Annotated in this window: 22 protein-coding genes and 1 pseudogene; 9 read left to right on the top strand and 14 right to left on the bottom strand. The window is 56.5% G+C overall.

From position 1 onward, the window contains the following. Nucleotides 1–184 precede the first annotated feature (184 nt). The 4 genes from C0039_RS06055 (at nucleotide 185) to C0039_RS06040 (ending at nucleotide 4,570) form a co-directional block, all read left to right on the top strand. A complete protein-coding gene (locus C0039_RS06055; RefSeq protein ID WP_101517574.1) occupies nucleotides 185–1,399 on the top strand; it encodes an NnrS family protein in 1,215 nt (404 codons plus the stop codon). A gap of 20 nt (nucleotides 1,400–1,419) precedes the next feature. Then, nucleotides 1,420–2,469 (top strand): NAD(P)/FAD-dependent oxidoreductase, encoded by a 1,050-nt coding sequence (locus C0039_RS06050; RefSeq protein WP_101517573.1) that lies wholly within the window; start codon nucleotides 1,420–1,422, stop codon nucleotides 2,467–2,469. Beyond that, the gene (locus C0039_RS06045) at nucleotides 2,466–3,593 is read left to right on the top strand and encodes an NnrS family protein (RefSeq protein ID WP_101517572.1); all 1,128 of its coding nucleotides are present in this window, start codon (nucleotides 2,466–2,468) and stop codon (nucleotides 3,591–3,593) included. Before C0039_RS06050 ends, C0039_RS06045 begins: the two co-directional genes overlap by 4 nt. A 227-nt stretch (nucleotides 3,594–3,820) precedes the next feature. Next, nucleotides 3,821–4,570 carry a succinate dehydrogenase iron-sulfur subunit gene (locus tag C0039_RS06040; RefSeq protein WP_101517571.1) on the top strand — a complete coding sequence of 250 codons (750 nt, stop codon included), beginning with the start codon at nucleotides 3,821–3,823 and terminating at the stop codon, nucleotides 4,568–4,570. Nucleotides 4,571–4,602: 32 nt separating this feature from the next. On the opposite strand, the gene C0039_RS06035 is transcribed toward C0039_RS06040, so the two are convergent. The 11 genes from C0039_RS06035 to C0039_RS05975 form a co-directional block, all read right to left on the bottom strand. After that, nucleotides 4,603–5,493 carry a DUF4344 domain-containing metallopeptidase gene (locus tag C0039_RS06035; RefSeq protein WP_101517570.1) on the bottom strand — a complete coding sequence of 297 codons (891 nt, stop codon included), beginning with the start codon at nucleotides 5,491–5,493 and terminating at the stop codon, nucleotides 4,603–4,605. A gap of 90 nt (nucleotides 5,494–5,583) precedes the next feature. Continuing rightward, complete coding sequence (locus C0039_RS06030; protein WP_101517569.1) at nucleotides 5,584–6,708, bottom strand: ABC transporter permease; 1,125 nt, start codon at nucleotides 6,706–6,708, stop codon at nucleotides 5,584–5,586. Nucleotides 6,709–6,710: 2 nt separating this feature from the next. Further along, nucleotides 6,711–9,476, bottom strand: a complete 2,766-nt coding sequence (gene rbbA / locus C0039_RS06025; RefSeq protein WP_101517568.1) for a ribosome-associated ATPase/putative transporter RbbA — start codon at nucleotides 9,474–9,476, stop codon at nucleotides 6,711–6,713. A 2-nt stretch (nucleotides 9,477–9,478) separates the two neighbouring features. Continuing rightward, nucleotides 9,479–10,501: an HlyD family secretion protein gene (locus tag C0039_RS06020; RefSeq protein WP_101517567.1), complete on the bottom strand. Its 1,023-nt coding sequence runs from the start codon at nucleotides 10,499–10,501 to the stop codon at nucleotides 9,479–9,481. A 111-nt stretch (nucleotides 10,502–10,612) separates the two neighbouring features. Further along, nucleotides 10,613–11,032, bottom strand: a complete 420-nt coding sequence (locus C0039_RS06015; protein WP_076001856.1) for a hypothetical protein — start codon at nucleotides 11,030–11,032, stop codon at nucleotides 10,613–10,615. Between the two features lie 126 nt (nucleotides 11,033–11,158). Then, nucleotides 11,159–11,716 carry a TetR/AcrR family transcriptional regulator gene (locus C0039_RS06010; RefSeq protein WP_243391563.1) on the bottom strand — a complete coding sequence of 186 codons (558 nt, stop codon included), beginning with the start codon at nucleotides 11,714–11,716 and terminating at the stop codon, nucleotides 11,159–11,161. Between the two features lie 402 nt (nucleotides 11,717–12,118). Then, on the bottom strand, nucleotides 12,119–14,047 hold the full coding sequence (locus tag C0039_RS06005; RefSeq protein ID WP_076001858.1) for a vWA domain-containing protein: 1,929 nt from the start codon (nucleotides 14,045–14,047) through the stop codon (nucleotides 12,119–12,121). A gap of 2 nt (nucleotides 14,048–14,049) precedes the next feature. Further along, nucleotides 14,050–14,253 carry a hypothetical protein gene (locus C0039_RS06000; protein ID WP_133125949.1) on the bottom strand — a complete coding sequence of 68 codons (204 nt, stop codon included), beginning with the start codon at nucleotides 14,251–14,253 and terminating at the stop codon, nucleotides 14,050–14,052. Nucleotides 14,254–14,258: 5 nt separating this feature from the next. Continuing rightward, nucleotides 14,259–15,341 (bottom strand): hypothetical protein, encoded by a 1,083-nt coding sequence (locus C0039_RS05995; RefSeq protein ID WP_133125948.1) that lies wholly within the window; start codon nucleotides 15,339–15,341, stop codon nucleotides 14,259–14,261. A 75-nt stretch (nucleotides 15,342–15,416) separates the two neighbouring features. Continuing rightward, the gene (locus C0039_RS05990; RefSeq protein WP_101517565.1) at nucleotides 15,417–16,670 is read right to left on the bottom strand and encodes an acyl-CoA dehydrogenase family protein; all 1,254 of its coding nucleotides are present in this window, start codon (nucleotides 16,668–16,670) and stop codon (nucleotides 15,417–15,419) included. 618 nt (nucleotides 16,671–17,288) lie between these two features. Beyond that, the gene (locus C0039_RS05975) at nucleotides 17,289–18,176 is read right to left on the bottom strand and encodes an alpha/beta fold hydrolase (RefSeq protein ID WP_101517564.1); all 888 of its coding nucleotides are present in this window, start codon (nucleotides 18,174–18,176) and stop codon (nucleotides 17,289–17,291) included. A 219-nt stretch (nucleotides 18,177–18,395) separates the two neighbouring features. Between C0039_RS05975 and C0039_RS05970 the strand changes: the two genes are divergently transcribed. The 3 genes and pseudogenes from C0039_RS05970 (at nucleotide 18,396) to C0039_RS05965 (ending at nucleotide 20,743) form a co-directional block, all read left to right on the top strand. After that, nucleotides 18,396–18,875 (top strand): MgtC/SapB family protein, encoded by a 480-nt coding sequence (locus C0039_RS05970; RefSeq protein WP_076001863.1) that lies wholly within the window; start codon nucleotides 18,396–18,398, stop codon nucleotides 18,873–18,875. Nucleotides 18,876–19,187: 312 nt separating this feature from the next. Next, a pseudogene (locus C0039_RS21315) lies at nucleotides 19,188–19,351 on the top strand (transposase); the annotation flags it as partial. A gap of 81 nt (nucleotides 19,352–19,432) precedes the next feature. After that, nucleotides 19,433–20,743 carry a hypothetical protein gene (locus tag C0039_RS05965; protein ID WP_101517563.1) on the top strand — a complete coding sequence of 437 codons (1,311 nt, stop codon included), beginning with the start codon at nucleotides 19,433–19,435 and terminating at the stop codon, nucleotides 20,741–20,743. Nucleotides 20,744–20,889: 146 nt separating this feature from the next. Here C0039_RS05965 and C0039_RS05960 read toward each other — a convergent pair whose 3' ends face one another. After that, entirely contained in the window at nucleotides 20,890–21,816 is a 927-nt protein-coding gene (locus tag C0039_RS05960; RefSeq protein WP_101517562.1) for a pirin family protein, read from the bottom strand. A gap of 168 nt (nucleotides 21,817–21,984) precedes the next feature. On the opposite strand from C0039_RS05960, the gene C0039_RS05955 reads away from it, so the two are divergent. Continuing rightward, nucleotides 21,985–23,529: a glutamate synthase-related protein gene (locus C0039_RS05955; RefSeq protein WP_101517561.1), complete on the top strand. Its 1,545-nt coding sequence runs from the start codon at nucleotides 21,985–21,987 to the stop codon at nucleotides 23,527–23,529. Between the two features lie 149 nt (nucleotides 23,530–23,678). Further along, nucleotides 23,679–24,326 (top strand): DUF924 family protein, encoded by a 648-nt coding sequence (locus C0039_RS05950; protein WP_101517560.1) that lies wholly within the window; start codon nucleotides 23,679–23,681, stop codon nucleotides 24,324–24,326. Nucleotides 24,327–24,381: 55 nt separating this feature from the next. On the opposite strand, the gene C0039_RS05945 is transcribed toward C0039_RS05950, so the two are convergent. After that, the gene (locus C0039_RS05945; RefSeq protein WP_101517559.1) at nucleotides 24,382–25,002 is read right to left on the bottom strand and encodes a 3-hydroxybutyrate dehydrogenase; all 621 of its coding nucleotides are present in this window, start codon (nucleotides 25,000–25,002) and stop codon (nucleotides 24,382–24,384) included. A 263-nt stretch (nucleotides 25,003–25,265) separates the two neighbouring features. Further along, on the bottom strand, nucleotides 25,266–26,660 hold the full coding sequence (locus C0039_RS05940) for a DUF3604 domain-containing protein (protein ID WP_101517558.1): 1,395 nt from the start codon (nucleotides 26,658–26,660) through the stop codon (nucleotides 25,266–25,268). Nucleotides 26,661–26,663: the final 3 nt, after the last annotated feature.

Raw genomic sequence — 26,663 nt, 5'->3', positions numbered from 1 at the left:
CGCTAGAGCCAAAGATGAATCCGCGATTAGCGTAATCTGTGAAAGCCGGCAGGCGCATGCGGCCTCCGCTCCTATTGGGGTCTGCCAGCCCGTCATAACATGCGTTTTGTTTGCATCTTTTAAAGATGCATCTATAATACCTCTTATCCTTTAAGCATGGCTGTTGCCACTGGGAAGATAAGAAATGAGCAGACTGTTGACCACGGGTGAGATCGTTGAACGGCGCCGAAGAGAAGAGCCACCTGCGCTATTTCGGTTGGCCTTCAGGCCCTTCTTTCTGCTCGGCGCCTTGTTTAGCATCATTAATCTGGCGCTGTGGGCCGGTGTATTTACAGGTAGCCTGGACCTGACCGTGTACGGCGGGCCCCTATGGTGGCACGCCCATGAGATGTTGTTCGGATTCGTGAGCGCCATCATCGTGGGCTTCTTGCTCACTGCCGTTCGCACCTGGACGGGGCAACCGGGTATTCAGGGTACGTGGCTTGCCTGCCTGGTCATCCTTTGGCTATCGGGACGCCTGGTTCTTTTCTTTCCCTCGGCCCTGCCCGCCTGGCTTACGGCCCTGACAGATCTTGCTTTTCTTCCGATGGCAGCCCTGGTCCTTGCGCGGCCTGTCGTTCGCGTCAAGCAGTGGCGCAACATTATTTTCGTCCCACTTCTACTTGCAATGACTGCATCCAATGGCGTCATGCACTGGTCTGCCCATACGGGAAATATGGCGTTACAAACCCAGGCCAGCAACGCCATGGTGATGTTCGTGACGCTGTTGATGACCGTTATGGCGGGCCGCGTGCTGCCTATGTTTACTGCCAACGGCACAGGAACGGAAAAAGTAACGGCCGTCGGCTGGCTGGAAAAAATGGCATTAGCAACCCTGCTGCTTGCCGTGATTACCAGCTTTCAATTTCCAGGCATCCCTGCCATTGCGACATCGCTGTGCTTTATTCTGGCAGCTTTTATCCACAGTGTGCGCGCCTTTCGCTGGCGCATCTGGGTTACATTCCGAACACCTCTGGTTTGGTCGCTCCATCTGAGCTACTGGTGTATTCCTCTGGGCTTACTGCTATATGGTCTGAGTGACATCAGCAGCACCGTAACGCGCTCGCAGGCTATTCACACTCTCACGGTTGGCGCGATGGGCATGATGATTCTGGCCATGATCTCACGGGTTTCCCTGGGACACACAGGACGCGCCATCAGAGTGGGCAAAGTCATGGCCGGAGCATTTGCATTTTTATTCGGCGCTTTTCTGATGCGGGTTTTTGGCGCCGTTTGGATTGATAACTACGCCCACCAGATCATCGCTACAGCGGCGCTCTGGTCGGTGGGGTACGGCTGCTTCGTTGTTCTATACCTGCCGATACTGACCCAACCGCGAGTGGACGGGCAGCCGGGATGAGCGCGCAGGAGGATTACAGAATGAAAGACCCGCTCTCTGTTTTTACTGCAGATGTCGGCATTATCGGCGCTGGCCCCTGTGGCCTTTTCCAGGTATTCGAGCTTGGATTGCACGGGCTGAGCGCTATTGTGTTCGACGCACAGCCCACGACCGGCGGCCAGTGCCGTGAACTCTACCCGAACAAACCCATTTACGATATTCCCGGTTTACCCCATGTCAGCGCATCACAGCTCATCGTCAATCTGGAGGAACAAATTGCCCCTTTCCATCCGCAGCTGGCATTGGGTGAGGAAGTCATAGCCATCGCCCGCCGCAATAGTGGGGAAGGTTTCGAGCTGACCACACGTGATGGCGTAGTCTACGCTGTGCGATTTATCGTGATTGCATCCGGTGGTGGCGCGATGACGCCTGTCCATATAAAAGTGCCCGGAATCGAGCAGTTCGAGGGCCACTCAGTCTTTTACCAGGTGGGGGACCCCACCCGACACCACCACCGGAAAGTTGCCATTCTGGGCGGCGGCGATGCGGCCCTGGATTGGGCGATGGCACTGCAGCCGTCTGTTGAAGAACTGATACTGATACACCGGTCCGGCCGCTTTCGAGCGGCACAGGATACTGTCCGTCAGTACACCGCACTGGTCGACCAGGGTAAGGCGCAGATGATTCAGGGCCAGCTAACGGGGTACGAACAGAGTGAATCAGGCGACCTGGATGGCATCAGAGTTCAGGGCGCGGATGGCATAGTGCGCCGGGTAGCGGTAGACCATGTGCTGGCCTTTTTCGGCATGTCGCCGGACATACTCTCACTGCTTGATTGGGGCCTGGAGATGGAGCGCTTCCAGGTCAAGGTGCGCACCGACACCTTTGAGACTTCCACGGACGGGATCTACGCAATTGGCGACTGTAACCACTATCCCGGAAAGCAAAAGCTGATTCTTTCAGGCTTTCATGAAGCAGCCCTGGCTGCCTTCGCCATCAGCGAACGCGCGCGTCCCGGGCACCGGGTGCGTCTGGAGTACACAACTACCAGTCCGACCCTGTTGAAGCGGCTGGGTGTACAGGCCGCATGAGTGTAAAAACAGACAGGGTCGGTCTTCCCGGTAGTCGATCGCTATCGGTTATATCGGCACACCAGCTTTTCTTCCCGGCCGCCGCGGTATTCGCCGCCATCGCTCCCTGGCTACTGTTGGTCTCCCTGGCCGGTATTACTGAGCCCCTTGTCGATGTCTCCACCCATGCACGTGGCCTGCTTATTGGGTATATCGGCGCATTGATCGCCGGTTACCTGGGCGGGAAACTACCGCTTCGACAACTTGTGGTACTGTTCGGGCTTTGGCTGGCCGGGCGATGGGCGGAGGTGTTCTCAGGATCCCCACTGATTACCTACACACTTTATATCGCTTTTGGACTCTCTCTTGCCAGTATTGTCGTGCCACGCTTTAGCGCCGCAAAAAAATGGCGCAACCGCGTCGTCGGCCCACTCATTGCGCTAGTTACCTGTTTTCCCCTCATCCTTGGGGTATACGGTGCGACGGGCTATCAGCCGCCCGTACCGCTATATACCCTGTTATTACTGATCGCGCTGCTGATGTTTTTCATGGGCGGCCGCCTTATCACCCCGATTCTGGCACGGGCCTATGCAAACACTGGAGGCACCCTGCCCCAGCGCGTACAACCACGGTTGGAAGGCGCTGTGATAGTGCTGTTACTATTCGCCAGCGCATTCAGTATTTTCCCGTTTGGAACAGCCTGGGTGGCGCTACTTGCCGGGCTCGCTGGCGTCCTTGTGTTGGTCAGGCTGTATCGCTGGAAAATTGTAGGCCCCGGATGGCAAGACGCGGACCTGATGGCCCTGGGCGTAGGCTACCTATGGCTTGGTTTGGGGCTGCTGGTATTTAGTCTTTCTCTAGTTGAACGCCTTTCCCCCTTCACCAGCCTACATATCATTACGATCGGCGCCTTAGGCACCTTGTCCTCCACTGTCATGCTGAAATTTTCCTGCAGGACTCGTCCGCCGCCACCAGCGGCCTACTATGTCGTTGTCATTCTACTTTTTCTTGCCACATCTGCCCGGTGCCTGGTGGACGCTTTGCCCGCATATCGCCAGAGCCTGCTATTTGCTTCCGGCTTGATGTGGAGCGTCAATTTTCTGTTGGTCTTGCTTCGAACACTACCTGGAAAAGAGGGTCAATAAGTATCATGGATGTTTCAAAACTCAAGAAACCCGATCATGTGAAAGACCATATCTGGCGACAACATCTGAACTGGATGGAGGTCGTTGGGAAGCAGGTTGCGGAAAATATCAAGAAGCGCCAAAAGCAAGTTGACAGCGTTGCGCCCTCTCACCGCCGCGGATAAACGCGACTTTGCTGACGCCCTGCATTCCTGAGGACGGTGCAACCCTGAAGTGGAGCCAAGTCTATGAAGATCAGCATCTACCGGTACATCCCGGATCAGGACGGTGAACCATGGATGAAGGATTACTTCTTCGAGCTGCAGCCCGGACAGGACATGATGGTGCTGGATCTACTCGAACGACTGAAAGAAACAGATCCGACACTCACCTACAGACGCAGCTGCCGGGAGGGAGTTTGTGGTTCAGACGGTATGAATATCAACGGCATGAATGGACTGGCCTGCATTACCCGTGTTTCTGATGTGTTAGCTGGCGGAACCCTTCCCTCGGGGCAGCGTATTCATGCCAATAGAAACGGAGCAGATATCGTACTCAGGCCTCTTCCCGGGCTGCCAGTCATCCGCGACCTGGTGGTCGATATGTCCCTGTTCTGGACCCAGTACGAACGTATCAAGCCCTACCTTATCAACGATCAACCGGCACCTCCCATCGAACGACTGCAGTCTCCCGAAGATCGCGCCAGGCTGGATGGGCTCTACGAGTGTATTTTGTGTGCGTGTTGCTCGACTTCCTGCCCCTCATGGTGGTGGAATCCTGATAAATACGTTGGGCCAGCCGGCTTATTGAACGCCTATCGTTTCTTGATCGACTCACGCGACACCGCCACGGCAGAGCGACTTGAAGAACTGGAGGACCGTTATAGCGTGTTTCGTTGCAAGAGCATTCTGAATTGCGTTTCCTTCTGCCCCAAGAAACTCAGGCCAAGAGAAGCTATCGGGAAAATCGAAAGGATGTTGCTCAAGCATGGTTCATAGTGACGCCACAACGGACCCGTCAGTGTGCTGATTCAGTATTGCCACCTCGCCAGGCAGAGATCCAGATCCTTATCCGTCATATTACTGTTCTCGAGGCACTGTTTGGCCTGGTAAAGATAAAGAAATCGAGCGAGTAGTTCATAGCACATCACGATCTCCTTACTATCCTGACGCCAGAAGGCCGTTTCATCGCCGGCGCATTGCGCGAAGACGATGGTAATATCGTTGGGCAAAGCCAGCATCCTTTCAGCACGCCCGGCGATACGTTCAGCAATGCCCGCTTTCCGGATGACCGCTACAATCGCATGTTGCTCACTCGTGAACGTTTTTTCGTAGTTGACCAACACCTTTCCTTGATTTGCGTCACCACCGTGCTGAGGGCCATAGGCCTGGATGATTCGTTCTACGGCGCGCCGCGCTCGCGCGCTCTCGTAGTCCACACATCCATAGGCACGTTCATAAGGCAAACCGAGATGCCCTTCCATTTCATCATATTTTTCAGGGTCACTGCCGTACAGTAGACACATCATATTGTAAAAACGCTGAATGCTCAGGGAGTGACTATCCCAATAGCTGGCCTCGGTTCCTTCACGTTTTTCCAGCTCCCACTCGATGCGCCAGGCAGTAGCGGCTGCAATCACCGATTCAACAGCCGTCACACCGCCCGGTAGGTCGAAGTCTGGATCGCCACGAAGCAATGCTATCGTCGCCAGCTGGTCGGCAGCATCCTCTTCAGACCCAAGAAAAACTATATCCATCTCTTCAATCACCGCGTGAGCGGTTTCGTGGAGCAAGGTCCACAGTGCATTGGCCACCATGAATTCCTCGCTGCTCAGCTCTCGAGGAGGCTTATCATGGAGCTCTATGCCAGACAGAGAAAAGGGACATAACAGTGTGGTGAAAAAACCCACCCAACGTATCATTTCAAGCACGATAATCGCTTCCCTGTGGCATTAGCCGCGACGCGCTGTTCGCTACAGCCGACGATAAGGCGCAGTAATCTGATCCACATCTCAGCTACCCAGGCTCATCGAGCGGCGAAAGAGTGCAAGGCTGGCCGTAAAGAACCCAGCCCCCAGCGCTGCCATCAGTACGAGTTCGAGCCAGACCAGTTCAATACCTGCGCCGCGAAATGCCACCGCTTTGGCGAAGGCCAGAAAATGGCGGGATGGCAGTACCTGCGTCAGCCGCCGGACGAGTTCGGGTTGACTCTCCACCGCACCCATACCACCCGAGAGCATGATTATCGGAATAATCACCATAATCACCAGCAGTGCAAACTGAGCCATACTGCGCGCGACAGTGCCCAGAAACATGCCAATCGCGGCGGCCGCCCACAGATAGACCGTTGCACCCGTGACCAGCAGTGGTACAGACCCCGCCACCGGTATCTGCAGTACGCCTTGCACGACGAGTAGAAGCGAGCCGACAAACGCCAACAACACCACGGCCATCGTCGCCAATACCTTGGACAAGGCGACTTCCACCGGAGTCAGCGGCATCACCATGAGGTGCTCGATGGTGCCATGCTCCCGTTCGCGCAACATCGCCGCGCCTGTCAACGCAATGGTCAACAGCGAAAGTTGGTTGAGTAATGACGATACGGCTTTGAACCAGACCGGATTACCGTTGGGGTTGAAGGCGCGGCGCAACTCCAACCGCAGAGGCGGAGTGGGCGCATCGGGGCTACCCGAGAGGAACATACGTGTTTCCGACTGCACAATATTGCTGACATAGTCGGTACCGAGCTGCGCTTGCGACACTGCGGTAGCATCAACCTGAAGCTGTGCAGAGGGCGTGTTGCCGGCAATCACATCGGCCTCAAAATCAGGCGGAAAGGACAGTATGAACATGATCTGGCCCCGGTCCATGGCTGCGCCGGCCTGCTCGGGATACATGGCAACCGGCTGCTGAAACCAGGGCGGCACCAGAGCTGAGGATATCTGTCTGCTAAGTGAAGACTGGTCCTCGTCCACGACAGCGATGGCGGCGTTGCGCACGGTATCTCCTGCACCACTGGCCTCCAGTATTACGGCAACCACGAAGGACCAAATAATCAGGATGACCATGACCGGGTCGCCGAGTACGCTTTTCAGTTCCTTGCCGAAAAGCCAGAATATATTGGCCAGGCGCCGCATGATCACCGCTCCTGCCTGCGCAGAGCGAGAATAGCCAATCCGGTAAAAATAGGGCCGAAAGCCGCCAGCCGAATCAATGCACCGCTCAAGTCCGCCAGACCCAATCCCTTGGTGAAGCTGCCGACGCTGACCGTCATATACCAGGTTGTGGGCCAGAAGGTCCCCATTAATCGCGCCGGACCCTGGAGTGAGGAAACCGGTTCCATCATGCCGGAAAACTGTAGCGTAGGCATCACCGACAGAATGGTCGTGGCGAACACAGCCGTGACCTGGGTCGCTGTCATCATCGACACCAACAACCCAAAGCCGGTGGCCGCAACCGCATAGAACAACGACGCTAATACCAGCAACAGCGGGTCACCGCGCAGCGGTACGCCCAACACCAGGACCACCAGCACCGTCAGAATGGCAAAATTCAGTAGCGTTATGCCTATGTAGACCAGTTGCTTGCCGATTAAGAACTCAGCCCGTCCGGTGGGGGTGACGTAAAAGTTGGTGATCGTTCCTATCTCTTTCTCACGGGCCACGCTGACAGCCATCAGGATCGCCGGAATCAGCAGCAGTAGCAGCGGCGGAATAGAGGGACCGACGGCGGGCAGGCTGGCCATCGTCGAGTTGTAGCGAAAGCGCGGCTCCAACACCACGGACGTCGCGGGACCGGCTACCGGCGACTGCGCCAGCATATCGAGCGCAGGCACTGCGCCGACGCTTTCACCCAACACGTGGGAGTGTGCGCTCAAGACATAGCTTTCGATCGTGCCAGCACGCCCGGTATCAGCCCCGTCTATCATCGCCGCTACTTCAGCTACGCCGCCGCGCCGCAGTTCAACGCCGAAACCGGGCGGAATCTGCAACGCCAGCGCCAGTTCACCGCTGGCCAGGCGGCGCTCCAGTTGATCGATATCCAGTAGTGGTGGGCGTTCCTGAAACCACGGCGAATCCTCGAACGTTGAGAGATAGGCGCGACTCTCGGGACTGACGTCCTGGTCCAGAACGGCGAAGGGGATATTCCGCACCTCCTGGGAAATGCCAAAAGACATTATCAGCAGCAGTAAGGCGCTACCCAGAAATGCAAAGGCCAGCCGCACCGGATCGCGGCGGACCTGCATGGCCTCGCGTGTAGTAAAGGCCAGCAGGCGACGCAGACTGAAGCCGGATGCATCAGGTGCCACACTGGTGTCGGCATGTGCGCTAGCCAGCCCCTCACTCATGGTAGGTTCGGGTGGAATTTCTGCTGAAATATAAGCGACGAAGGCATCTTCCAGCGTCCCGGTATCGCGCGAACGAATAATTGCCGCCGGCGTATCGGTAACCAGGACCCGGCCGGCATGCATCAGCGATATGCGATCACAACGCAGCGCCTCGTCCATAAAATGAGTCGAGATGAAGATCGTCACGCCATCCTTGCGGGAAAGGTCCAACAGTAGCCGCCAGAAATCGTCACGCGCTTGCGGATCGACACCTGATGTCGGCTCGTCGAGGATCAGGATCTCCGGCTGGTGAATAACCGCCACCGCGAGTGACAAACGCTGGCGCAGGCCCAGGGGCAGCGTATCAGCACGCTGATCCAGGTAGAGTTCAAGGCCGAAGTGGGGTACCAGTTCAGCCAGCCGTTGCTCTGTCTGTGCCCGTCTGAGGTGAAAGAGTCGTGCGTGCAGCGACAGGTTTTCACGTACGCTCAGTTCGCCGTAGAGTGAAAAAGCCTGTGACATGAAACCAACGCGGCGACGAGACTGCAGGTCCTGAGCATCCACCGGCTTGCCGAAAATCCAGGCCTCACCCTCCGAGGCGGGCAGTAATCCGGTGAGTATTTTCATGGTCGTGGTCTTGCCGCAGCCATTGGAGCCGAGGAAGCCAAAAATCTCGCCTCGTGCGATGTCGAAGCTGACAGCATCCACCGCGGTGAAATCACCAAAGCGTCGGGTCAGTGCGCGGGCGCGTATCGCTGATTCAGCGCTCGCATCGAACGAAGCAGCGGAGAGCGCGTAATCCGTAGCCGCAGGCTTAGCGGCCGGCACCGACGACTGCAGTAGCGCGACAAAGGCCTCCCCTACCGATTCAGTGTCGGTCTCACTCATCAGCGCCCGCGGACTGGCCTCGGCCAGCACACTGCCTGCGTTCATCGCCACAAGATGATCGAAACGCGCAGCCTCCTCCATATAGGCCGTGGACACCAGCACGCTCATTTGCGGCCGATCGGCGCGAATGGCATCAATCAGGTCCCAGAACTGGCGCCGTGATAGCGGGTCCACGCCGGTGGTGGGTTCGTCCAGTAAGAGAAAGTCCGGGTCGTGGATCAGCGCCGAACACAGGCCCAGTTTCTGCTTCATTCCACCGGACAATTTACCCGCCAGTCGATCCAGGAAGGGGTACAGACCGGTGGCGCGCGTCAATCGCTCAATGCGTGCGGCCCGCTCGGTGCGGTCAAGACCGAACAACTTGCCAAAGAATTCAAGGTTCTCGCGCAGGCTGAGATCGTGATAGAGATTGCGGCCTAGTCCCTGGGGCATGTAAGCAATACGGCCGCCCGTGGCGGCGCGGTGCCCGGCATCGGCCATGTCGCCGTCAAGGGTAATCACCTGACCCCGCTGTAGGCGCTTGGCACCGGCAATCAAACCCATCAGTGTCGATTTTCCCACGCCGTCGGGACCGATCAAACCCACCATCTGTCCGGCCGGTACCGCCAGTGTCAGATCATACAGCGCGGTGACCTTCCCATAGTGGTGACTGACGCGTTCAAGCCGGGCGACATCTGCAGGCTGCGGCATGCCTACTGCCTTGAGGGGTCATTGGGCGAATCGACCAAGGGTGGGATCAACCCCTGGGGCCACTCCGGCAGGCTGCCATCGTCGCTCACCAGGCGAACCCAGGCGACCCCGCGCACGCCGGTCTTGACCTGATCCATGCGCTGCGCGACCAGTTCCGCGGGAATTTTCACGCGGATGCGGAACATCAGGCTCTCGCGCTCGGTTCGGGTTTCAACCTGCTTGGGCGTGAACTGCGCCTGCGGTGACACGAAGGTCACTGATGCGGGCATGGCGTTGGCGGGCATGATATCGGGGACGATGCGTGCTTCATCTCCTATCCTCACCCGCGGAGCGTCGGCAGCTGACAGGAAGAACTCCATGTAGACCTCCTCAAGACTCACCAGCGTCAGCAGCTTGCCGCCACTGCCCAGAATCTCTCCCGGCTGCGCCAGGCGGTAGAGTACCCGCCCCGCGCTTTGCGCATAAAGTGTGCTGTCGGCGATACGAGTCGTAACCTCGGCGTGCGCTGCAGCCTCAGCATCTACACCGCGCTGTCGGGCACGCAGGTTTGCCCTGGCGGCAGCCACTGCAGCCTCTGCTACCTGCGTCTCGGTGCGTCGTATATCGAGGTCCTGGCGCGAAAGCATGTCTCGCTTGCCCAGTGTTTCGGCGCGGGCCTGCTCACTGCGCGCCAGCGCCAACCTCGCCTCTGCTTCGACCACCTGTGCCGCCGCCACGCCCACCGCCGCTTCCGCGCTGGCCACTGCAGCCGCTGCGCGATTAAGCTGGGATTCCAGCTCAGCCGTATCCATGACTGCCAGCACATCACCGAGCTCTACCCGATCGCCCTCGCGCACCCTGATTTCGGCCACCCGCCCGGCCAGGCGGGGTGAAATATCCACCAGGTCTGCCTCGATCCGGCCATTGCCAAGGGCAAATCCTTCGGGCGGTCCACCGGCGGATTTGAACAGCACTGTCCATGCACCGAAACCCAACAGAGCCAGGATGGCAATCAATACGATAGGAATAAATCGTTTACGGGACATAGGCCCTCCTTGCTGGCGGCAGCAACCCGGCAATAGTGGGCGACGAGCCAGCAACTACGGCATATGGTCGGGCGCGGCTGGCCCGCACCGTAGCGCGGGGAAAGGTTATTTTCATGGCGCTTCTCTCGCAGAGCTACTGACTCCCGTTACACGCCAGGCAATAAACGAGATCGCTATCCACACCAGCGAGCGCAGGCTCATGGCCACCACCGTGCGCTGTTCATACGCACCGCCGGAAAATGTGTGTACGCCAAAGACGGCGAAGGTGAGCAACGTTGCCGCAGCAATGGCGACCGCCAGCCAGACGCCCCAGCGCCGTTGCAGCCACAATCCGATACCGGCAACGACATAAGCAAAGCCTGCTATGAAGTTGAACCACAGCACGAACGGGACATAGTCCCCGGCACTGATACGGGCCACAGCGTCGCCGAACAATACGGCTCCACCCTCCTTGATCGTGAGCAGGCCGAAAGCGATGGCAACCAGGGACATCGCCCATGACCAGAGACCTCGGTGTTTACCTGTTGCCATGCTTGTCTCTCCTGTTTCATCCAGAACAAAGGCACTTATTGCTGACGGTGGTCGTGCGTTTCTCTCTGGCCCCCTTTCGCCGCCCGCTTCTTAGTAGGTCACCACGTGAAGCAGGTTGCGGGTATTTCACTGGGCACTACCGATACCTCGTCGATAAATGGCGAACACCCCTGGCGCGTCGCGGCTGATGCTGGTCACGTCGCCTGCCAGCAGCGATTGCATTACCAGTCCCTGAATGGTGCCGATAAAGAGCGTGGCTGCGGCCTCCGTATCCAGCGCCTGGTCAAGCTCACCTTGTGCCTTGCCCTTCTCGATCAGCGCCTGTAAACGCACTCCATAGCGCTGAATCATGGTCTGTACCATGCGTTTGGCAGGCGTCGATTCCGCGCGCTGCAGTTCGCCAAACATCATTCGGGGAACGCCAGGATGCTCGGATACGAACTCGATATGACACCTGAACATGGCCTCCATGGCGGCTAGCGGTGACTCAATACCCTGTATAGATCGATCAATTCGTGCTATCAGGCATTCCGCGACCCACTCCATGACCGAGACCCAGATAGCCTCTTTGTTGGGAAAATGTCGAAACAACGATCCCTGTGTCACGTTCATCTGCTTTGCGATCGCCGCGGTCGTAATCCCACTGGGATTCTGGGAAGCAGCCAGATCAACGACTGCTTTCACGGTTACCGCCCGCCTTTCATCGGCCGGAAGGTTCCTGGAACGAGATGCCATAAATAACCAATAAGATAGTAATCAATTACTATCTTATTCCTGTGGCGCCAGAAAGACAAGTGGCCTTGCGCAAACTACCCGGACATGGGCGGGAAGATATAGGCCTGATAACCGGGACTGTCATAGTTTATCGGGCCGCGGTGAACGGTCCCTATAAACAAACCAAAACAAAACGCTGCACTACTGAAGTTGAACTGCTTGATCCAGTGATTCGAGGGCTGCGGGCGCAACATACTCTCACGCAGGCGCTGAACACCCCTCGCTTCGAAGAGATATCACGGGACAATATAGGGGCAATCACACCGCTACCGGCACAACGGTCGTTGCGCAGTTTTTGGCCGGGAGCGCTCTTCATTCTGGCGGTTGCAGCGTGACTACGCTCAATTCGTCACCCTTGATCCTGACGCTGTTGGGGGAAGCTGAGATCGTGGTCACTACAGTATAGTTGCCGGCAGCCAACTCTATGGGTGGTCCGTTTACGATACCGCTGCCAATGATCTTCCGACTCTCATCGAGTACCTGGAAGGGTACTTCGAGTGCCTGCGAAAGCCCCGTGGCAAGGTCCGCGGCGCCACGCGCATCGAAATACTGTCCGTTGCCCAGGCGGGCCCAGGCCTGGAAGCTCTCCCTGAGCATCAACTCGTCAATGGCAAAGCCCACGATATTTACACGCAGGTCCGTACCTTCAGCTGCCAGTGACCTGATAACTGCCTCCGGGTCTCCCCCGCAGGTTTCCTCCCCATCGGTAAGTAATATCAACAGTTTTGGCCCCGACACGGTCCTCAGGTCACCACCGGCCGCAGCCAGGGTGGCTGCGATAGGTGTTTTGGCGAGATTCATCGCATTGATGGAGGCAATTGTCGCGGTCGCACTGGACCGGTTCAGAGGGCCCAGGGGAATTTCCAGGTCCGTGCGACATGAGTCTTTTTCTTTGTGGCCAAATACCCGGAGGGAGAACTGCACCTCCGGCGCCAGGTCTGTTTCCACCAATTGCATCACGGCTTCCCGGGCAATATCGATGCGACGCCTGTCGCCTATGCGCTGCAGCATACTCCCGGATGCGTCGAGCACCACGATCACGGCGGCATCAGCCGCTATTCCCGAGCGGGTATCTGTGCTCACCACTTCCAGCCGCCCCGGTATTGGACGGGGTATAACCTCGAGCGGCCGGGTGGCCAGAGTCCTGTGTTTGCGACCGGTCAGGTAACGGATTTCGTAGTCTCCCGGTTCATCCGGAGTCTGGATACGCAACTGCGGACCCCGGCTGGTGTAGGCGAAATGGCCGCTGCTATTGTTGTCCGCACCTACAGGCAGAATGATGACATAGTCCTGGGGATTATCCGGCCCCTCCCAGCTCACTGTGACCACACTGCGCGTTTCCACCGTAGCTGCTGCGGAAACGCTGGCAGTAACTGGCAACACCTGGACCGGAGCCCGTGCCAACACGGTATAGTTTTGTCCGGTCAGGTAGCGGATTTCGTAATCTCCGTGGTCGTCGGGAGCAGGCAGCGAGGCGGGATTGCCAGCTTTGGTATACGCGTAGTCTCCGAACTCCTTCTCGGTGGTACCCCGGGGAACGATGGTCAGAAAGTCCTGGTGATTGTTGGGCCCTTCCCAACTGACGGTAAAGTGCGCCCCAGCGTGGACTGTTGCCGGAACGTTGAGGGAGGCCGAAACGCCCGCCACAGTCAGCGCCCTGCGCCCCAGCGTGCGATGGGGTGCCGCGCCCATCAGGTAGCGGATTTCGTAGGAGCCGGCAGACTCCGGGGCGCGTATCTCCAGTGGTGATCCGCTACGGGTATAGCGATAGCCTCGCTCGTATTTACCTTCCGGCGTCCCTGCGGGCACAATGGTGATGAAGTCCTGTGCGTTGTCGGGGCCAGTCCAGGCTACTTCGAACTCCGCTCCACCATCCACCTGCTCGGGGGCGCCAACAGTGGCTACAGCATCAGCGACTGACAGCGGTTGACGCCACAATGTGGCAAAGGGCCGTTCTGCCTGTAGCAGCCGAATCTCATACTCACCGGGTGTCACCGGGGCAACGAGTGCGACCGATTTGCCACGGGCATAGCGATATGCCTTGTAGATTCCCTCCTGGGAGCCAGCCGGAACAATTGTCACGAAGTTCCGCGGGTTAGTCTCTTCCTTAAACGACACCGTCACCCCGGAGCCCACAACGGTATCGACCGGTGCGCTGATTGAAAGGGATTCCGCCGCCGCGCCAGAAACGGCCACAGCCATGATAAAGCAGGTGAATCGTGCCAACATTGAACGCCTCATGGCTACTCCAGAATAGTCAGGTAAACGGGAACAGGGGAATCTGCATTGGGCAGCGCAACGGCGGCAGTAAGATCAGCTGGCGTGCGCTTTATCCATATCCTGTTGAGGTAGTCACCAGAGTCTGCGGTAAAGCCCGGCCAGACTGCCGATTCCTCGCTGCGGATGCAGGTAAAATGACCCTGGTAATAAGCGTGGCCCATTCTCATGGTTCTCAGAAACCAAATGTGAAATCGAAGATGGCATCGTCATAGTCCCTGGGCGACACACCAGCCCCAGGCGATTGTTCAAAACCGAGCTGATCGTCGCCAAGGGATACAAAATGGTTAGCGCCGCCAACATTGGCCGCCTCGAAGACGAAATAGAGATTTTGCGGACTGTTCATCCCATGGCGTAAAAAGGCTTCTGTCTTTTGTCTGTCCTCTGTAGTGAAAGACAACCCGCTCAGCACACCGCTCGTTCTAGCACCAGCGCCTTCAAAACGAAGATACGGTGCATACAGGGCGCCGCCCGCCAACTGGATCTCGCCAAGGTATTGCTCCTGTCCGGCGTGTTTGGATACATAGAGCCTGGTTTTTTCCGCGCGAATCTGTACCTGGGTGGCATAGTCCGTGTCGCCGGGCCTGACATCCGCAATTCCGTCACCATTCTCATCAATACCACCGTTGGCATCTACAATTCGGTAGAAACCGACGTAGTTTCTTATATTGCCAGTGTCTCCCGCGGGTTTAACGTCCTTTCCAAACTGCACACTGACATCGCAAATCACGTTGTCACCGTGTGCTCTCAAGTCGAAAACAGGCACGCCCGCGGTCATCACTTCGACGGTTTTAAATTCACTGCCTGAACCTGTGCTAACAGCTGCAGCGCCTGACGCGGACGCCGAACCGGACGCACGGTTCGACCCGGAATTGCTATAGGTCCCTTGCAACCGCGCAATGCGTCCGGCGGTACAGTCTTTATTCCGGGCGACATCAAACATCGAGCTTGCGGCAAAAGCCCTGTCTTCGCCAATAACCTCGAGAATGGCACCGGCTTCATCATAGCGCATACTCATGTCCAGGCCGACGTAGCGCGCTGCCTGTTCGCCATGCGCTTCTACGACCTCATCAAGTATGCAGATGCACGGGTCCGGATCGATACCGTTAGCATTACAGGCGGGCTCATAAAGCGACCACAAATCTTCAGTCTTAGCCTGCGGCGTAAAAAGTGCCAGCGAAACGCTTACGGCCACGGGGCCGAAAAATTGTCGAAACATTTTCTCCCTCCTCGTCAGACCCGGTCCTCGTTGGCTCACTAGAGCCTTTCTCCAATCTGGATAAGCTTTTGGAGCTCGACACATTTCTGCGAAAGCGCCGCCGGTTCCGGGAACTCAGTTTCGTGCAGGGGGCGTGAGGTAGACGGATGTAGCCCCCAGTTTCGTCTGGCTTTCCTTGATCTCCATGCGGGCAATCGCCTGCAGGTGTACCTCGTCGGGACCGTCGGCGAGACGCAAGCAGCGACCCCAGGTGTAGATGTCTGCCAGCGGCGTGTCCGGTGTAAGCCCCATTGCGCCAAATACCTGCATGGCACGGTCCGCAACGGTGGTGTGCATGGTGGGAACCAGAGCCTTGATCATGGCGATTTCCCGGCGTGCCTCCTTGGCACCTACATTGTCCATCATCCAGGCGGCTTTCAGCACCAGCAAACGAGCGGTTTCAATTTCGATACGGGATTTTGCGATTCCTTCTCCGATGCTGCCGTGCTGGTGCAGGTACTTGCCGAACGTCTTACGCTCCTGAGCACGCTCAACCATAAGCTCCAGGGCAAGCTGGGCAGAGCCAATAGAACGCATACAGTGGTGGATACGCCCCGGGCCCAGACGCGCCTGTGCCAGGGCAAAACCGCTGCCTTCCTCGCCTAGCAGATTGCTGGCGGGAACGCGCACATTGCGGAACACAATTTCACAATGGCCCTCGGGGGAATGATGATTGAGCACCGTGGGGTTGCGTATAATCTCCAGCCCCGGGGTGTTTCTTGGCACCAGGATCATGCTCTGCTGTTTGTGCACATTTTCATTGTTCGGGTCGGTTTTCCCCATCACGATGAAAATACTGCAGTCGGGCCGTGCCGCGTTGGAAATAAACCATTTTCGCCCGTTGATTACATAGTCGTCACCTTCGCGCTGCATCAGGGTCGTGATGTTGGTAGCGTCGGAGGAGGCTACATCCGGTTCAGTCATCGCAAAGGCCGAGTGGAAATCACCGTTCAATAGCGGTTTGAGCCATTGTTCGCGCTGGGACTCGCTGGCAAACATGTGCAGCAATTCCATATTGCCGGTATCGGGTGCGTTACAGTTAAATACTTCCGGCGCCCAACTGACCCGACCCGTAAGCTCAGCCAGCGGAGCGTACTCCAGGTTGGTGAGGCGGGTGCCGGGTTCGTCATCTTTTAGATGTGGGAGAAACATGTTCCACAGACCTTCGGACCTGGCCAGTTCTCGCAGGTCTGCCATAAAAGAGACTGGGTAATTGCCAGCGTGTACTTCCTCGTTGTACTGCCCGATGCGGGGGACGATGTGATCGTCCATAAACTTCTGTACGCGGGCGAGCATTTCCTGGGTTTTCGGGGTATATGAAAAATCCATGATATTTCCTTTATCGTTCCGTTAAATTGTCTGGTGTTCCTGCCAACTCCGTCTACAAAGTCAGCCCGCCATCGACCACCACGCAGTCACCGTTAGTGTAGCTCACAGCATCAGATACTGGGTAAAACACCGCACCGGCGAACTCAGTTGATCTGGCACTGATTTCCCGGGCCAGACCTGAAAGACTAAAACAAGCAAATGAGGGGATGTGAATCCTGCCAAAGAAACGATACAACGCCGAGGAGGTCATTCACAAGCTGCGTGAAGCCGACGGACTGCTAATACGCCGTTGCCGAAACCGGCAAGCTGCCGGGCGCCGAGAACCCGACCTACTGCGACTGGTGCAAGAATGTTCCCAGCATAACCCGGGTGCCTCAGAAGCCCATAAGGGCCGCTAAAACATACTACCTGTCCTCGATCCGTCTGAATGGTCACTACGCTGTAAATAAAAACGGTTCTCTACCAACGCCCATGTGGCGAAAGCATATCCAATCGAGGTCAAACAAACTGTGACCATCTCCAGAATCAGGGGCTGTCACTATTTCGAAAGGGGACGTTCCGGGGGCCACGCCGATTCCGGGCGAGGAGATTTCCGCTTTCACCTCGTTCGAGACAAGATTAGCGTTCCGACCTTCGGCTATCCAGGTGGCCTAGCACAATACGCGCTATCTCTTCTGGTTGTTCAGGCAGGATGGCATGACCAGCACTCTCCAGGCTTACTATCTTTACTCGATCTGGATAGAGCTGTTTCAATTTCTCGGCACCGTGGGGGGCGGCAGCATCTTGAGCAGGCTGAACTACCAGCATCGGAGCCGTCCCGCCGCTTGACCATTGGGCCAATGGAGTACTGGCAGTGGCCCTGCCCTGAGCCAGCCCTGCCCGGGGGTACCATCCGCTCATCCAATAGTTCGGTGCGTTATTATCGGGAGCGAAAAACGCACGATGCAAAGCCCCGCTCCGAATTGAATCTGGCAAGCAACGGACAAGGATCTTGAAAATGTCGTTCCTTACATCGACTGGAGGGCCGCCGTCACCTGCTGCCAGTAATATCAGGGAACGGACCCTCGCTGGATAACGGCTGGCAAAAGCCCTCGCTATACGGTTACCAAAGGCGTGACCCACCAAGGTGACAGGAGTTCGTAACTTCTCTTGATTCAACACTGCAGCCAAATCATCAGCGTAATCAAACAGCGTTAGGTCATATTCAGGAAGGCCTGTTCCATCGATCCCACGTGCTTGCAGTATTAACGCTCGATATCCAGCCCCATTGACGCTGTCGACTAACTCATTGAAATCAGACCCCGAGCGGGCGTAGCTTGCTAGCAGTACGACGACTTCTGCATTGTCAGGGCCGCTAATGTAGTAACGGACATCAACGCCTTGATTGACCGCCAGTAGAGGCTGACCGGCAACCGGGCGCGCCGGATTATCGAGGAGGATTACCGCGAATAAGATGCTGATAATTATCGCTGTGCCAACCATCACCAGCGCGAACTTCTTGATCAATCCGGACCTTCTATCATTTATTTTCTGCTACTAAAGGAACATGTTAATTATATTTGCGTGAAATCGCCATCAGCGCGGCTACTAACCGCAACCACCGCGCGAACGTGCACCCACGTTTTCAGGTCCCGCAAGCATTTTCTGGACGACCAATTCCTGTCGACAACTCATTAATACTTCTTATACTTTACGATCGCCTTCCTGATATTGCAGAGATTAAGCATGACTTTCGAAACCCTGTTGTCAATCGAACCATTCAGTTGGGGCTCGGTGGGCGCTGCTGCATTGTGCGGCACCATCGTTGGTCTGGAGCGCCAGCTTCGCGGCAAACCCGTGGGCATCAGGACATCATCACTCATTGTTCTGGGCACATATATATTTATTGCCGCTTCCATTAGCGTTGCCGCAGAGGTGACCGATCCGTCCAGAATTATAGGACAGGTGGTCACCGGCATTGGCTTCCTTGGTGCTGGAGTGATGCTTGCGAGGGAGGGTATGGTGGTAGGGGTGACGTCTGCCGCCACCATCTGGGCGCTTGCTGCTGTGGGCGTGTGCCTTGCAGTAGTAGGGGCGCTGGTGGCCATCAAACTGGCAGTGCTGGTCGTGCTGATTCTGTTTGGTGTGGATTTGCTTGAGGATTACTCAACGGCACTGAGTCGCGGCGTGCACAGTAAATACAGTAGCTGGCGTAAGAACGATTAGCGGTTACGTCGCAGGGGTCTATGGACTCCCCCCGGTACATGGAGCTTCCAATATGAAGCGTAATCGCTACTCAGAAGAACAAATCATTTCGATCCTCAAGCAGCAATAGGCCGGTGTCACGATGGTCAACCTGGCCCGTGATTCGATCCGTAAATGGCAATGACCGAGGGAGGTGCCCTGCTTCCAGGTTGGCTCGGGGTTATCTATCCATTGCTATCTTAGTCTGTCGTAAATGCCAAGTCTGGACCACTACATATAGATTGCTCATCGAAATGTTGATAACGTGAAACCTCGCGATGATGCCAATCCCCGCGGGAGATTCCGGGTTGCTCCGCGTCCCTGCCCGAAGCGGAGGTGCATTTACGCGTCTTCCTGACCTCGCCGAAGGATAGGGGCTTGTGCGGGGTTGAACTGATTGCCAGTGACGGCCACGAAGGGCTTAAGGCGGCCCGCAGGGGGTGTTCCCCAGCGTGCCTCGCCTGGTGTCGGCGGTACTGATGGAGATTGCCGGGGACTGGTAGACCGCAGACAAGCGGTACATCTCCTTCAGCGACTCAATGGCGGTCGAGGTAGAAGCTGGATTGAAAATTGCGCACACCCAATTCGCCGGCATCCTGCTGTGTTGCATGATCCTGACGTCGATCCTCCATGGTATCAGTCCAACATTCCCGGCCTGGATCGCAGGCTTGTTCGGCTGGTCTGCCGGTTTGCTATTAGTAAGCGATGTTAGAGGTATTCCCCGGATTCAGGCTGTCATCATGCTGGTTCTCGGTAGTCTCGGATTGCTCTATGGTGCTTACACGCAGGGGGAGGCAGATTACCTTAAAGCCGTCGCCGCCAACCAGGCGTTGTTGAGTATGCTGGCCGCGGTCAGCTTTCTGAAACTCATCACACTTACCGCCACCAACAAAGTTGATATTCTTCCGACCGGTAAGCGGGCAATGTGGCGAACTCTACTCGGGGTGCACCTTTTCGGCGCAGTTATCAATCTTTCGGCCATCATGATCGTGGGTGACCGCCAGTCCAGACACAGCCCTCTGTCGCCGGCTCAAGCCACCGTCCTCTCCAGGGGGTTTGCCATGGCCGCCAATTGGTCACCGTTCTTCGCGGCCATGGGGGTCGCCCTGACAAACGCGCCTGGTGCTGAACTGTCAGTGATCTCCCCTGTTGGATTGCCCATTGCCATGATCGCGCTCGCCTGGAGTGGCTGGCAGCTCACACGTCAGTTTGATGTTGATAACTACGAGGGCTATCCACTGCATTTCGGGTCGCTCTGGATTCCGGGTTTACTCGCCATCGCTGTATTGCTGACCCATCATAACTTTCCAAGTCTCCCAATTCTGACGCTGATTTCGCTGCTCTCTGTCTCCCTTACTCTCCTGGTAATGACAATGCGAAAAGAGCAGTCTTCCCGTGCCAGAATCGTCGACTTTGTCACCTACGATTTACCAGGACTGAGAGGAGAGCTTATGCTATTTCTATCCGCAGGGGTCTTCGCCGCGGGTATCTCGAGTGTGATCAGGGCAACGGGATTCGATTTGGTACCCGATAGTTTTGGTGCGTCCGAGGCAAGCCTGTTACTCCTTGTCATGACTCTGCTTAGCATCCTGGGAATTCACCCTGTTATCAGCATCGTCACGGCAAGTGGACTGATCCTGCCTGCATCGCCTGACATGAACCTTCTGGCCATGACATTCCTGATGACCTGGTCAATCGGAGTGTGCGTTTCGCCTTTGAGCGGGCTTAGCCTTGCAATTCAGGGACGCTACAATATCAACAGTTTCAATTTTCTAAATTGGAACGGGATGTTTGCCTTGCTTTTGCTAGGGCTCGATATCCTGGTTTTACATCTGATGGAGTGGTATTGAATTTTTTGTAAGTACCCCCTGGTTAGGTCTACGCGATACCAGGCTTCTCAGCCCGTGCTGGGCAGATTTCGGAGCGGCGCCGAATGAGGAGTAAAGGGGCAGCTATCGCAAAACAGGCAATAGCTGTACCTCCCCTCCACCCTCGCTCACTCTGGCATCGGGATAAAGTCATCTTCGTCTCCAGCTACCTTCGGAAATGTTTGCTCTTTCCACTCCGCCTTGGCTTGTTCAATGCGCTCGCGGCGGCTGGATACAAAGTTCCATTCCATATAACGCCGCCCCGGACTTTCCCCGCCGATGATAGCGATGCGCGATTCCCGCGTTGCGGTGAGCTCTATCTCCGGTGCGCTGGTGAATACCGCCATGGCGTGTTCGGGTATGACGGTTTCGCTTGCGCATAATTCACCCTCGGCCACGTACACCGCGCGCTCAATAGCATCCGGCACGCGGATGCTTTGGCCCGCCTGCAAGTACGCTTCAACGTATAGCGTGCTGGCAAACACCTTTACCGGTGAGCTTGCACCATAGGCGCTACCCATGACCACGCGAGCCGGTACGCCGTCCACGTCGACACGGGGAATGTCGGCGCTCGGGTAGTGGTAAAAAGCCGGATCAATTTCTTCATCGGCCTCCGGCAGGGCCAGCCAGAGCTGCAGGCCGTGAAGGCGATGGGCGCTTTGGGTGACCTCTGGGCGTTCTCGTTCGGAATGGGTAATACCCCTACCCGCAACCATCAAATTCACATCGCCCGGGCGGATAGGCTGTTCACTGCCCAGCGAATCCCGGTGCAGTATCTCCCCCTCGAACAGGTAAGTGACCGTCGCCAGGTTGATGTGCGGATGCGGCAGCACATTGATGCCATCACCGGCGGCGAACTCAGCCGGCCCCAGGTGATCAAAGAACACCCACGGCCCTACCATTCGGCGTCGAATGGTGGGCAGCAGGCGCCGCACCGAAAAACCACCCAAATCTCTGTCGCGGGGCTCAATCAACAGCTCGATGCTTTTGCATCCGACCGGGTTTTCGCACTGTTGGTCATAGGCTTCATCTGGTGTTTTTGTCTGTGTACTCATGGTGATACCTGCTCTTGGTGCGCCCAAAAGTACGGGCAACGCATAGTTCAGAATTTCTGACCACTAAGATCAAATTGTTCCTCTATTAGCTTCTAACCCACTGAAATACAATGGCTCTACAAAACGACATAACTGATAGGGCATATCTGCCACACCTGGAGAGAGTCGATGAGACCGATTGTTGCAAACATCAAGCCCAAAAAAGTGGACCTTACCGAAGGCCAGGAGTACTACTTCTGCACCTGCGGCCGTTCTGCCAACCAGCCCTTCTGCGACGGTTCTCACGCCGGCACAGAGTTTAAGCCCAAACCGTTTACTGCGGAAAGCTCGGGCGATGCCTTCCTGTGCCAGTGCAAGCACTCCGCCAACTTGCCATTCTGCGATGGCAGCCACAAGCAATTCGATGACAACGCCATAGGCAAAGAAGGCCCGGGCATAGAGTCCAACGCGGGTAAGATTCCAGTGGCCAATGCCACCACCGAAGAGCCCACCGTCGAGTTTATCCACCAGCTTGCCCGGGAAGGCTTGTCAAAGATGGGCCACCATGGCCCGATGACGTCTATGGGCGTGCCTCGCCATTTGCTGCCCCACTGGGACAACATTCAAGTGATGACCGCCCAGATGGCCACTAAACCCCTGCTTGAAGACGTTGCCGTATCCACCGAGCTGGTGATTGGGCCGCAGGCTAGAAAGCCACTGAGGCTTAACATTCCCCTGTTTGTTTCCGATATGAGTTTTGGCGCCCTGTCAGAGGAGGCGAAACTGGCCCTGGCCAAAGGCGCTGAGCTGGCCGGTACCGGCATCTGCTCCGGTGAAGGCGGCATGCTGCCGGAGGAACAAGTGGCTAACTCCCGCTATTTCTATGAGCTGGCCAGCGCGCAATTTGGCTACGACGAGGAAAAGCTGAAAGACGTGCAAGCGTTTCACTTCAAGGGCGGCCAGGGTGCCAAAACCGGCACAGGCGGCCACCTACCGGGCAACAAAAATACCGGAAAAATCTCCAGTGTGCGCGGCATTCCCGAAGGCCAGCCAGCGGTGTCACCGCCTACCTTCGCGAACTTGCACACAGCAGAGGATTTCAAAAAGTTCGCCGATCGGGTGCGCGAAGTCACCGGCGGCATTCCCATTGGCTTCAAACTCAGCGCCAATCACATCGAGCAAGACATTCAGTTTGCCCTGGACGCCAGTGCTGATTACATCATCCTGGACGGCCGTGGCGGCGGTACCGGCGCGGCACCGGAAATGTTCCGCGATCACATCAGTGTGCCCACCATCCCAGCGCTGGCACGGGCGCGCCGATACCTGGACCAGCAAGGCGTGAGTGGCCAGGTCACCCTGATCATTACCGGCGGATTGCGCACGCCGATGGATTTTGTCAAAGCCATGGCGCTGGGTGCCGATGGCGTGGCGGTATCCAACAGCGCCATGCAGGCCATTGGCTGTGTGGCGGCGCGCATATGCAACACCAACAACTGCCCTGCTGGCATAGCCACCCAGAAAGCCGATCTACGCCAGCGGCTGAATGTGGAAAAGTCGGCCACACAACTGCGCAACTTCTTCGAAGCGTCTGTGGAGCTAATGCAGGTAATGGCCCGGGCCTGTGGCCATGACTCTCTCAGCCGATTCAATCATGAGGATTTAGCCACCTGGCATCGGGAACTGGCGCTGCTGTCCGGCGTGAAATTTTCCGGATTTATGGCGCCTGGTGGCTAACAGTGAACAAAACCAATGAGCACCTCGATTTAGCCAGGGACAAATCCCGTTAACAGAATCAGCGCGGGGGCTTATCTCAATCGGGCGTTAGTATTCCCTATACTTTGATTCTTGATACTATGATTCGACAATCTGATATAAGAGTCGATATGTCGGTCATCAAAGATCGTCAGGAATGGGACGATGTTCTCGATTTCTGGTTTCCCGAGGCAGACTCGCTGGATGTCGATGCACAGATACACCGGGTGCATTGGTTGTGGAGGATGCAAGGCGGTGCGGATGATCAGATAGAGGCGCAGTTTTCAGATCTTACTGAGCGGGCGGCCCAGGGTGCCCTTGATCACTGGACGCTGGCGCCGCATGGACGACTGGCGCTGATCATCCTCCTCGATCAGTTTTCCCGCTCTGTGTGGCGAGATAGTGCGCGCGCCTACGCGCAGGACCCTTACGCGCTATCACTGGTAAATGAGGGCTTCTCGAATGGTCATTATTCCGCTTTGCCGACCCCCTGGTTCCAGATTGTGTATGCACTGCCATTGGGCCACTGCGAAGGTCCTGACCATTTACAGCGTATCGACCTGTTGATTGACTTGCGTGAAGCAATAGCTGCTACTGCTCCCATCGCTCTGCAGCCGATCTATTCATCTCTGGTCAATCAAGCCCACGACGTTCGAAAGATTATTGCCACGTTCGGCCGACATCCTCATCGCAATAAAATTCTGAACCGAAAATCGACCGCCGCAGAGGAGACATACATCGCCAAAGGCCAGTTCCCCCACACACGAGCATTTCGCTGATCGGGTTTTCTGGTTCTTTCTGGCCTCTACGTCGCTTTATATTTTTTTAAAAGTGTCAGTCAATATGAACGACACCTATCAGCGACGGATCATCTGCATGCTCCAATAGTATCCTGCGTACACGCTCCTGCCAGAGCCGTGCAAACTCGACCTGCTGCTCGTGAGTTTCGCGGTTATGGATGACCGCCTGCATGCGTTCGTGCTGGGATTCATCGGCGGGTATCCTGTTGAAATCGAACGTCACTTTTACAGCAGCGCCCGTGTCGACTCGCTCGACGCGCACAGCATCGTCATGCTCACCACCATGGGTAGCGAAACTGAGCAGTCCGTTGCGCGCAAAGCGGCCACCAATACCCTTGAAACCCCCTTGTGCGGCAGCGCCGGTAATTAGAGTAAGCACCTGCGCGACCACACCTGTAGTGCCTTCCATTTCCGGGGACGGCATGTGCACGAGTACACCACCACGCTCGGGTAGCGTATCAGGATAAAGCGCCTTTAATGCGGCTCGCGCGGTCAGGAAAGCACCAGCCACAGTCGGGCAGGAATGCCCCGCCAACCTTACTGCATCCTCAAAACGATAATCCATGATGCCATCTGTGGTGCTACCTAACAGTTTGGCTAATGGGTCGCGCACACGAACCACTGGCGCATGCTCGAAGAAATCAGGAAAACCCATGGCACTATCCTCTATCAAGAACATCGGTTACTGGGCAATAAACGTTCAGCGCTAAAGGCCACCATTTCCAGTAAGAGCTCATATTACATTGAGTACGTTCATGCGTCGCAAATTCGCGGAGCTATGTATTTTGCCGCCTCGCCATGCCCCCAAATGCCTTGTAAATCAGCGAGTTCAAAAATAAGCCAGACATCAGAAGACGTGGAGATGGCCCCATGGTGACCCGATAATCTAGTATCGTAGGCAATAAAGCCGGCTCCTTCTCACCTGAATATTTCCGCATCTGCTTGCCTGGTCCATATGGGAGAAGACCAGGCGCGCTCCTGTACTATCGGCGAGTAAAAAGCCTGTTCAGCGGGATCCATGCAACACTTGCTGAACACATCACCCGTAGCGCCCGACTGTTGCGCTCGCGCATTCGCTGCCTCTGCTTGAGTATCACAGGACTCGGAAAGTGGATTTACTCCCGCCGCCTGACATTGCAGCGTGCTCCAACGGCAGGTTGGGTTCTCCAGCACCCTGACATAATAGAAAGCATTTTCCTTGCGCTCGAAATCCGGATCGCGCCAGACCGTGCACGCATGCTTCAGCCCTTCCCCCACCGGGGCACAGCTGCTGGCATCTACGCTGGCGCCGTTGTCAGCGTCACCCAGAACGTCGATCACCTGCTCGTGCGCTTCTCCTGTCGCATCTACCCAACCCTTGATGACCTGAACGCGCTGCAGGTCCGTACCCGGATAGCGCTGTGTTCCCTGGTCTTTGCGCACGGCGACCAGGAACGCCGGCGGCTCACTTTCAGCCGACAATTCCAGTTCGCCCCCCATAGGAACGCCAGAATTGTAGGCTTTGCGCAGCATGTCCGGGTCAGTGCACAGGTCATCAGCGTAGTTACCGGCGAAGAACCTGACTTCCGGCCGGGTTCCGCTGGTAGCGTAGGTTTCCTTGCGACGAATGGCGGAAAAAATACTGTCACGGGAATTTTCTTCTGCCCACACGACGGCCAAACCGCCTGGATTAGAGTAAAAGTGATCCTGGACGTTAGTGTACTCGGCGTCCCGGCGCCCCAGGTGGCCAACGTAGTTATTTTCCTCGGCTGCCCCCGGTGTAGCACTGTGCGTATCTGTACTGCCGATGAAGCCCATGACAAACGGATTTTTACCCAGGCTATCCTGCAACAGCAGACCATCCTTGAGCGTATTCCTGACCATATTGCGGCGCGCAAACGTCTCCAGGGGCACCTCCAGTGCCTTGTCAGTGCGCACCTTGCCGTAAACAGTTCCCATCATGTTCAGGTTGTCTGACGGAATTTGCTCAAAGTCACATGACTCGTCGATGGTATCCAGGCCAAGCCCTCGAAGTCTGTCAAATCGACACTCCGATGCGCCCTTGTGCTGGATCAATTCCACCACAGGCTCGAAGAACAGCCGGTCTTCCAACTCCTGGTCGGTTTCAGGATCACGAAACATCAACCCTCCCGCCAGATTGGGGTTGTGGGGAATGGACATGACATCACAACCATTTTCCAGGTCTATACAGCGCTCTCGCAGTTGCTGCCACAACATGGGGAAGCTGTCGTAACCTGTGTCATAGACTGATACGGGCAGCTCCACGACATTTTCGTTACGAAAAATGACATTGCGGTCACTGCTGTCCCACAATTA

The organism is Pseudohalioglobus lutimaris, assembly GCF_002866825.1.
Classification (GTDB): domain Bacteria; phylum Pseudomonadota; class Gammaproteobacteria; order Pseudomonadales; family Halieaceae; genus Halioglobus; species Halioglobus lutimaris.
The sequence above is the reverse complement of the archived record's forward strand: the minus strand, read 5'-3'. Positions and strand labels throughout refer to the sequence as shown.

What these genes read in the sequence shown, in the direction of transcription:
- C0039_RS06015 (WP_076001856.1), bottom strand. Translation starts at nt 11,032, where the DNA reads ATGGCAACAGGTAAACACCGAGGTCTCTGGTCATGGGCGATGTCCCTG.
- C0039_RS05990 (WP_101517565.1), bottom strand. Translation starts at nt 16,670, where the DNA reads ATGGATTTTTCATATACCCCGAAAACCCAGGAAATGCTCGCCCGCGTA.
- C0039_RS06050 (WP_101517573.1), top strand. Translation starts at nt 1,420, where the DNA reads ATGAAAGACCCGCTCTCTGTTTTTACTGCAGATGTCGGCATTATCGGC.
- C0039_RS06020 (WP_101517567.1), bottom strand. Translation starts at nt 10,501, where the DNA reads ATGTCCCGTAAACGATTTATTCCTATCGTATTGATTGCCATCCTGGCT.
- C0039_RS06045 (WP_101517572.1), top strand. Translation starts at nt 2,466, where the DNA reads ATGAGTGTAAAAACAGACAGGGTCGGTCTTCCCGGTAGTCGATCGCTA.
- C0039_RS06040 (WP_101517571.1), top strand. Translation starts at nt 3,821, where the DNA reads ATGAAGATCAGCATCTACCGGTACATCCCGGATCAGGACGGTGAACCA.
- C0039_RS05945 (WP_101517559.1), bottom strand. Translation starts at nt 25,002, where the DNA reads ATGGGTTTTCCTGATTTCTTCGAGCATGCGCCAGTGGTTCGTGTGCGC.
- C0039_RS06005 (WP_076001858.1), bottom strand. Translation starts at nt 14,047, where the DNA reads ATGAGGCGTTCAATGTTGGCACGATTCACCTGCTTTATCATGGCTGTG.
- C0039_RS05965 (WP_101517563.1), top strand. Translation starts at nt 19,433, where the DNA reads ATGGCGGTCGAGGTAGAAGCTGGATTGAAAATTGCGCACACCCAATTC.
- C0039_RS05955 (WP_101517561.1), top strand. Translation starts at nt 21,985, where the DNA reads ATGAGACCGATTGTTGCAAACATCAAGCCCAAAAAAGTGGACCTTACC.
- C0039_RS06055 (WP_101517574.1), top strand. Translation starts at nt 185, where the DNA reads ATGAGCAGACTGTTGACCACGGGTGAGATCGTTGAACGGCGCCGAAGA.
- C0039_RS06035 (WP_101517570.1), bottom strand. Translation starts at nt 5,493, where the DNA reads ATGATACGTTGGGTGGGTTTTTTCACCACACTGTTATGTCCCTTTTCT.
- C0039_RS05950 (WP_101517560.1), top strand. Translation starts at nt 23,679, where the DNA reads ATGTCGGTCATCAAAGATCGTCAGGAATGGGACGATGTTCTCGATTTC.
- rbbA (WP_101517568.1), bottom strand. Translation starts at nt 9,476, where the DNA reads ATGCCGCAGCCTGCAGATGTCGCCCGGCTTGAACGCGTCAGTCACCAC.
- C0039_RS05970 (WP_076001863.1), top strand. Translation starts at nt 18,396, where the DNA reads ATGACTTTCGAAACCCTGTTGTCAATCGAACCATTCAGTTGGGGCTCG.
- C0039_RS06030 (WP_101517569.1), bottom strand. Translation starts at nt 6,708, where the DNA reads ATGCGGCGCCTGGCCAATATATTCTGGCTTTTCGGCAAGGAACTGAAA.
- C0039_RS06000 (WP_133125949.1), bottom strand. Translation starts at nt 14,253, where the DNA reads ATGAGAATGGGCCACGCTTATTACCAGGGTCATTTTACCTGCATCCGC.
- C0039_RS05960 (WP_101517562.1), bottom strand. Translation starts at nt 21,816, where the DNA reads ATGAGTACACAGACAAAAACACCAGATGAAGCCTATGACCAACAGTGC.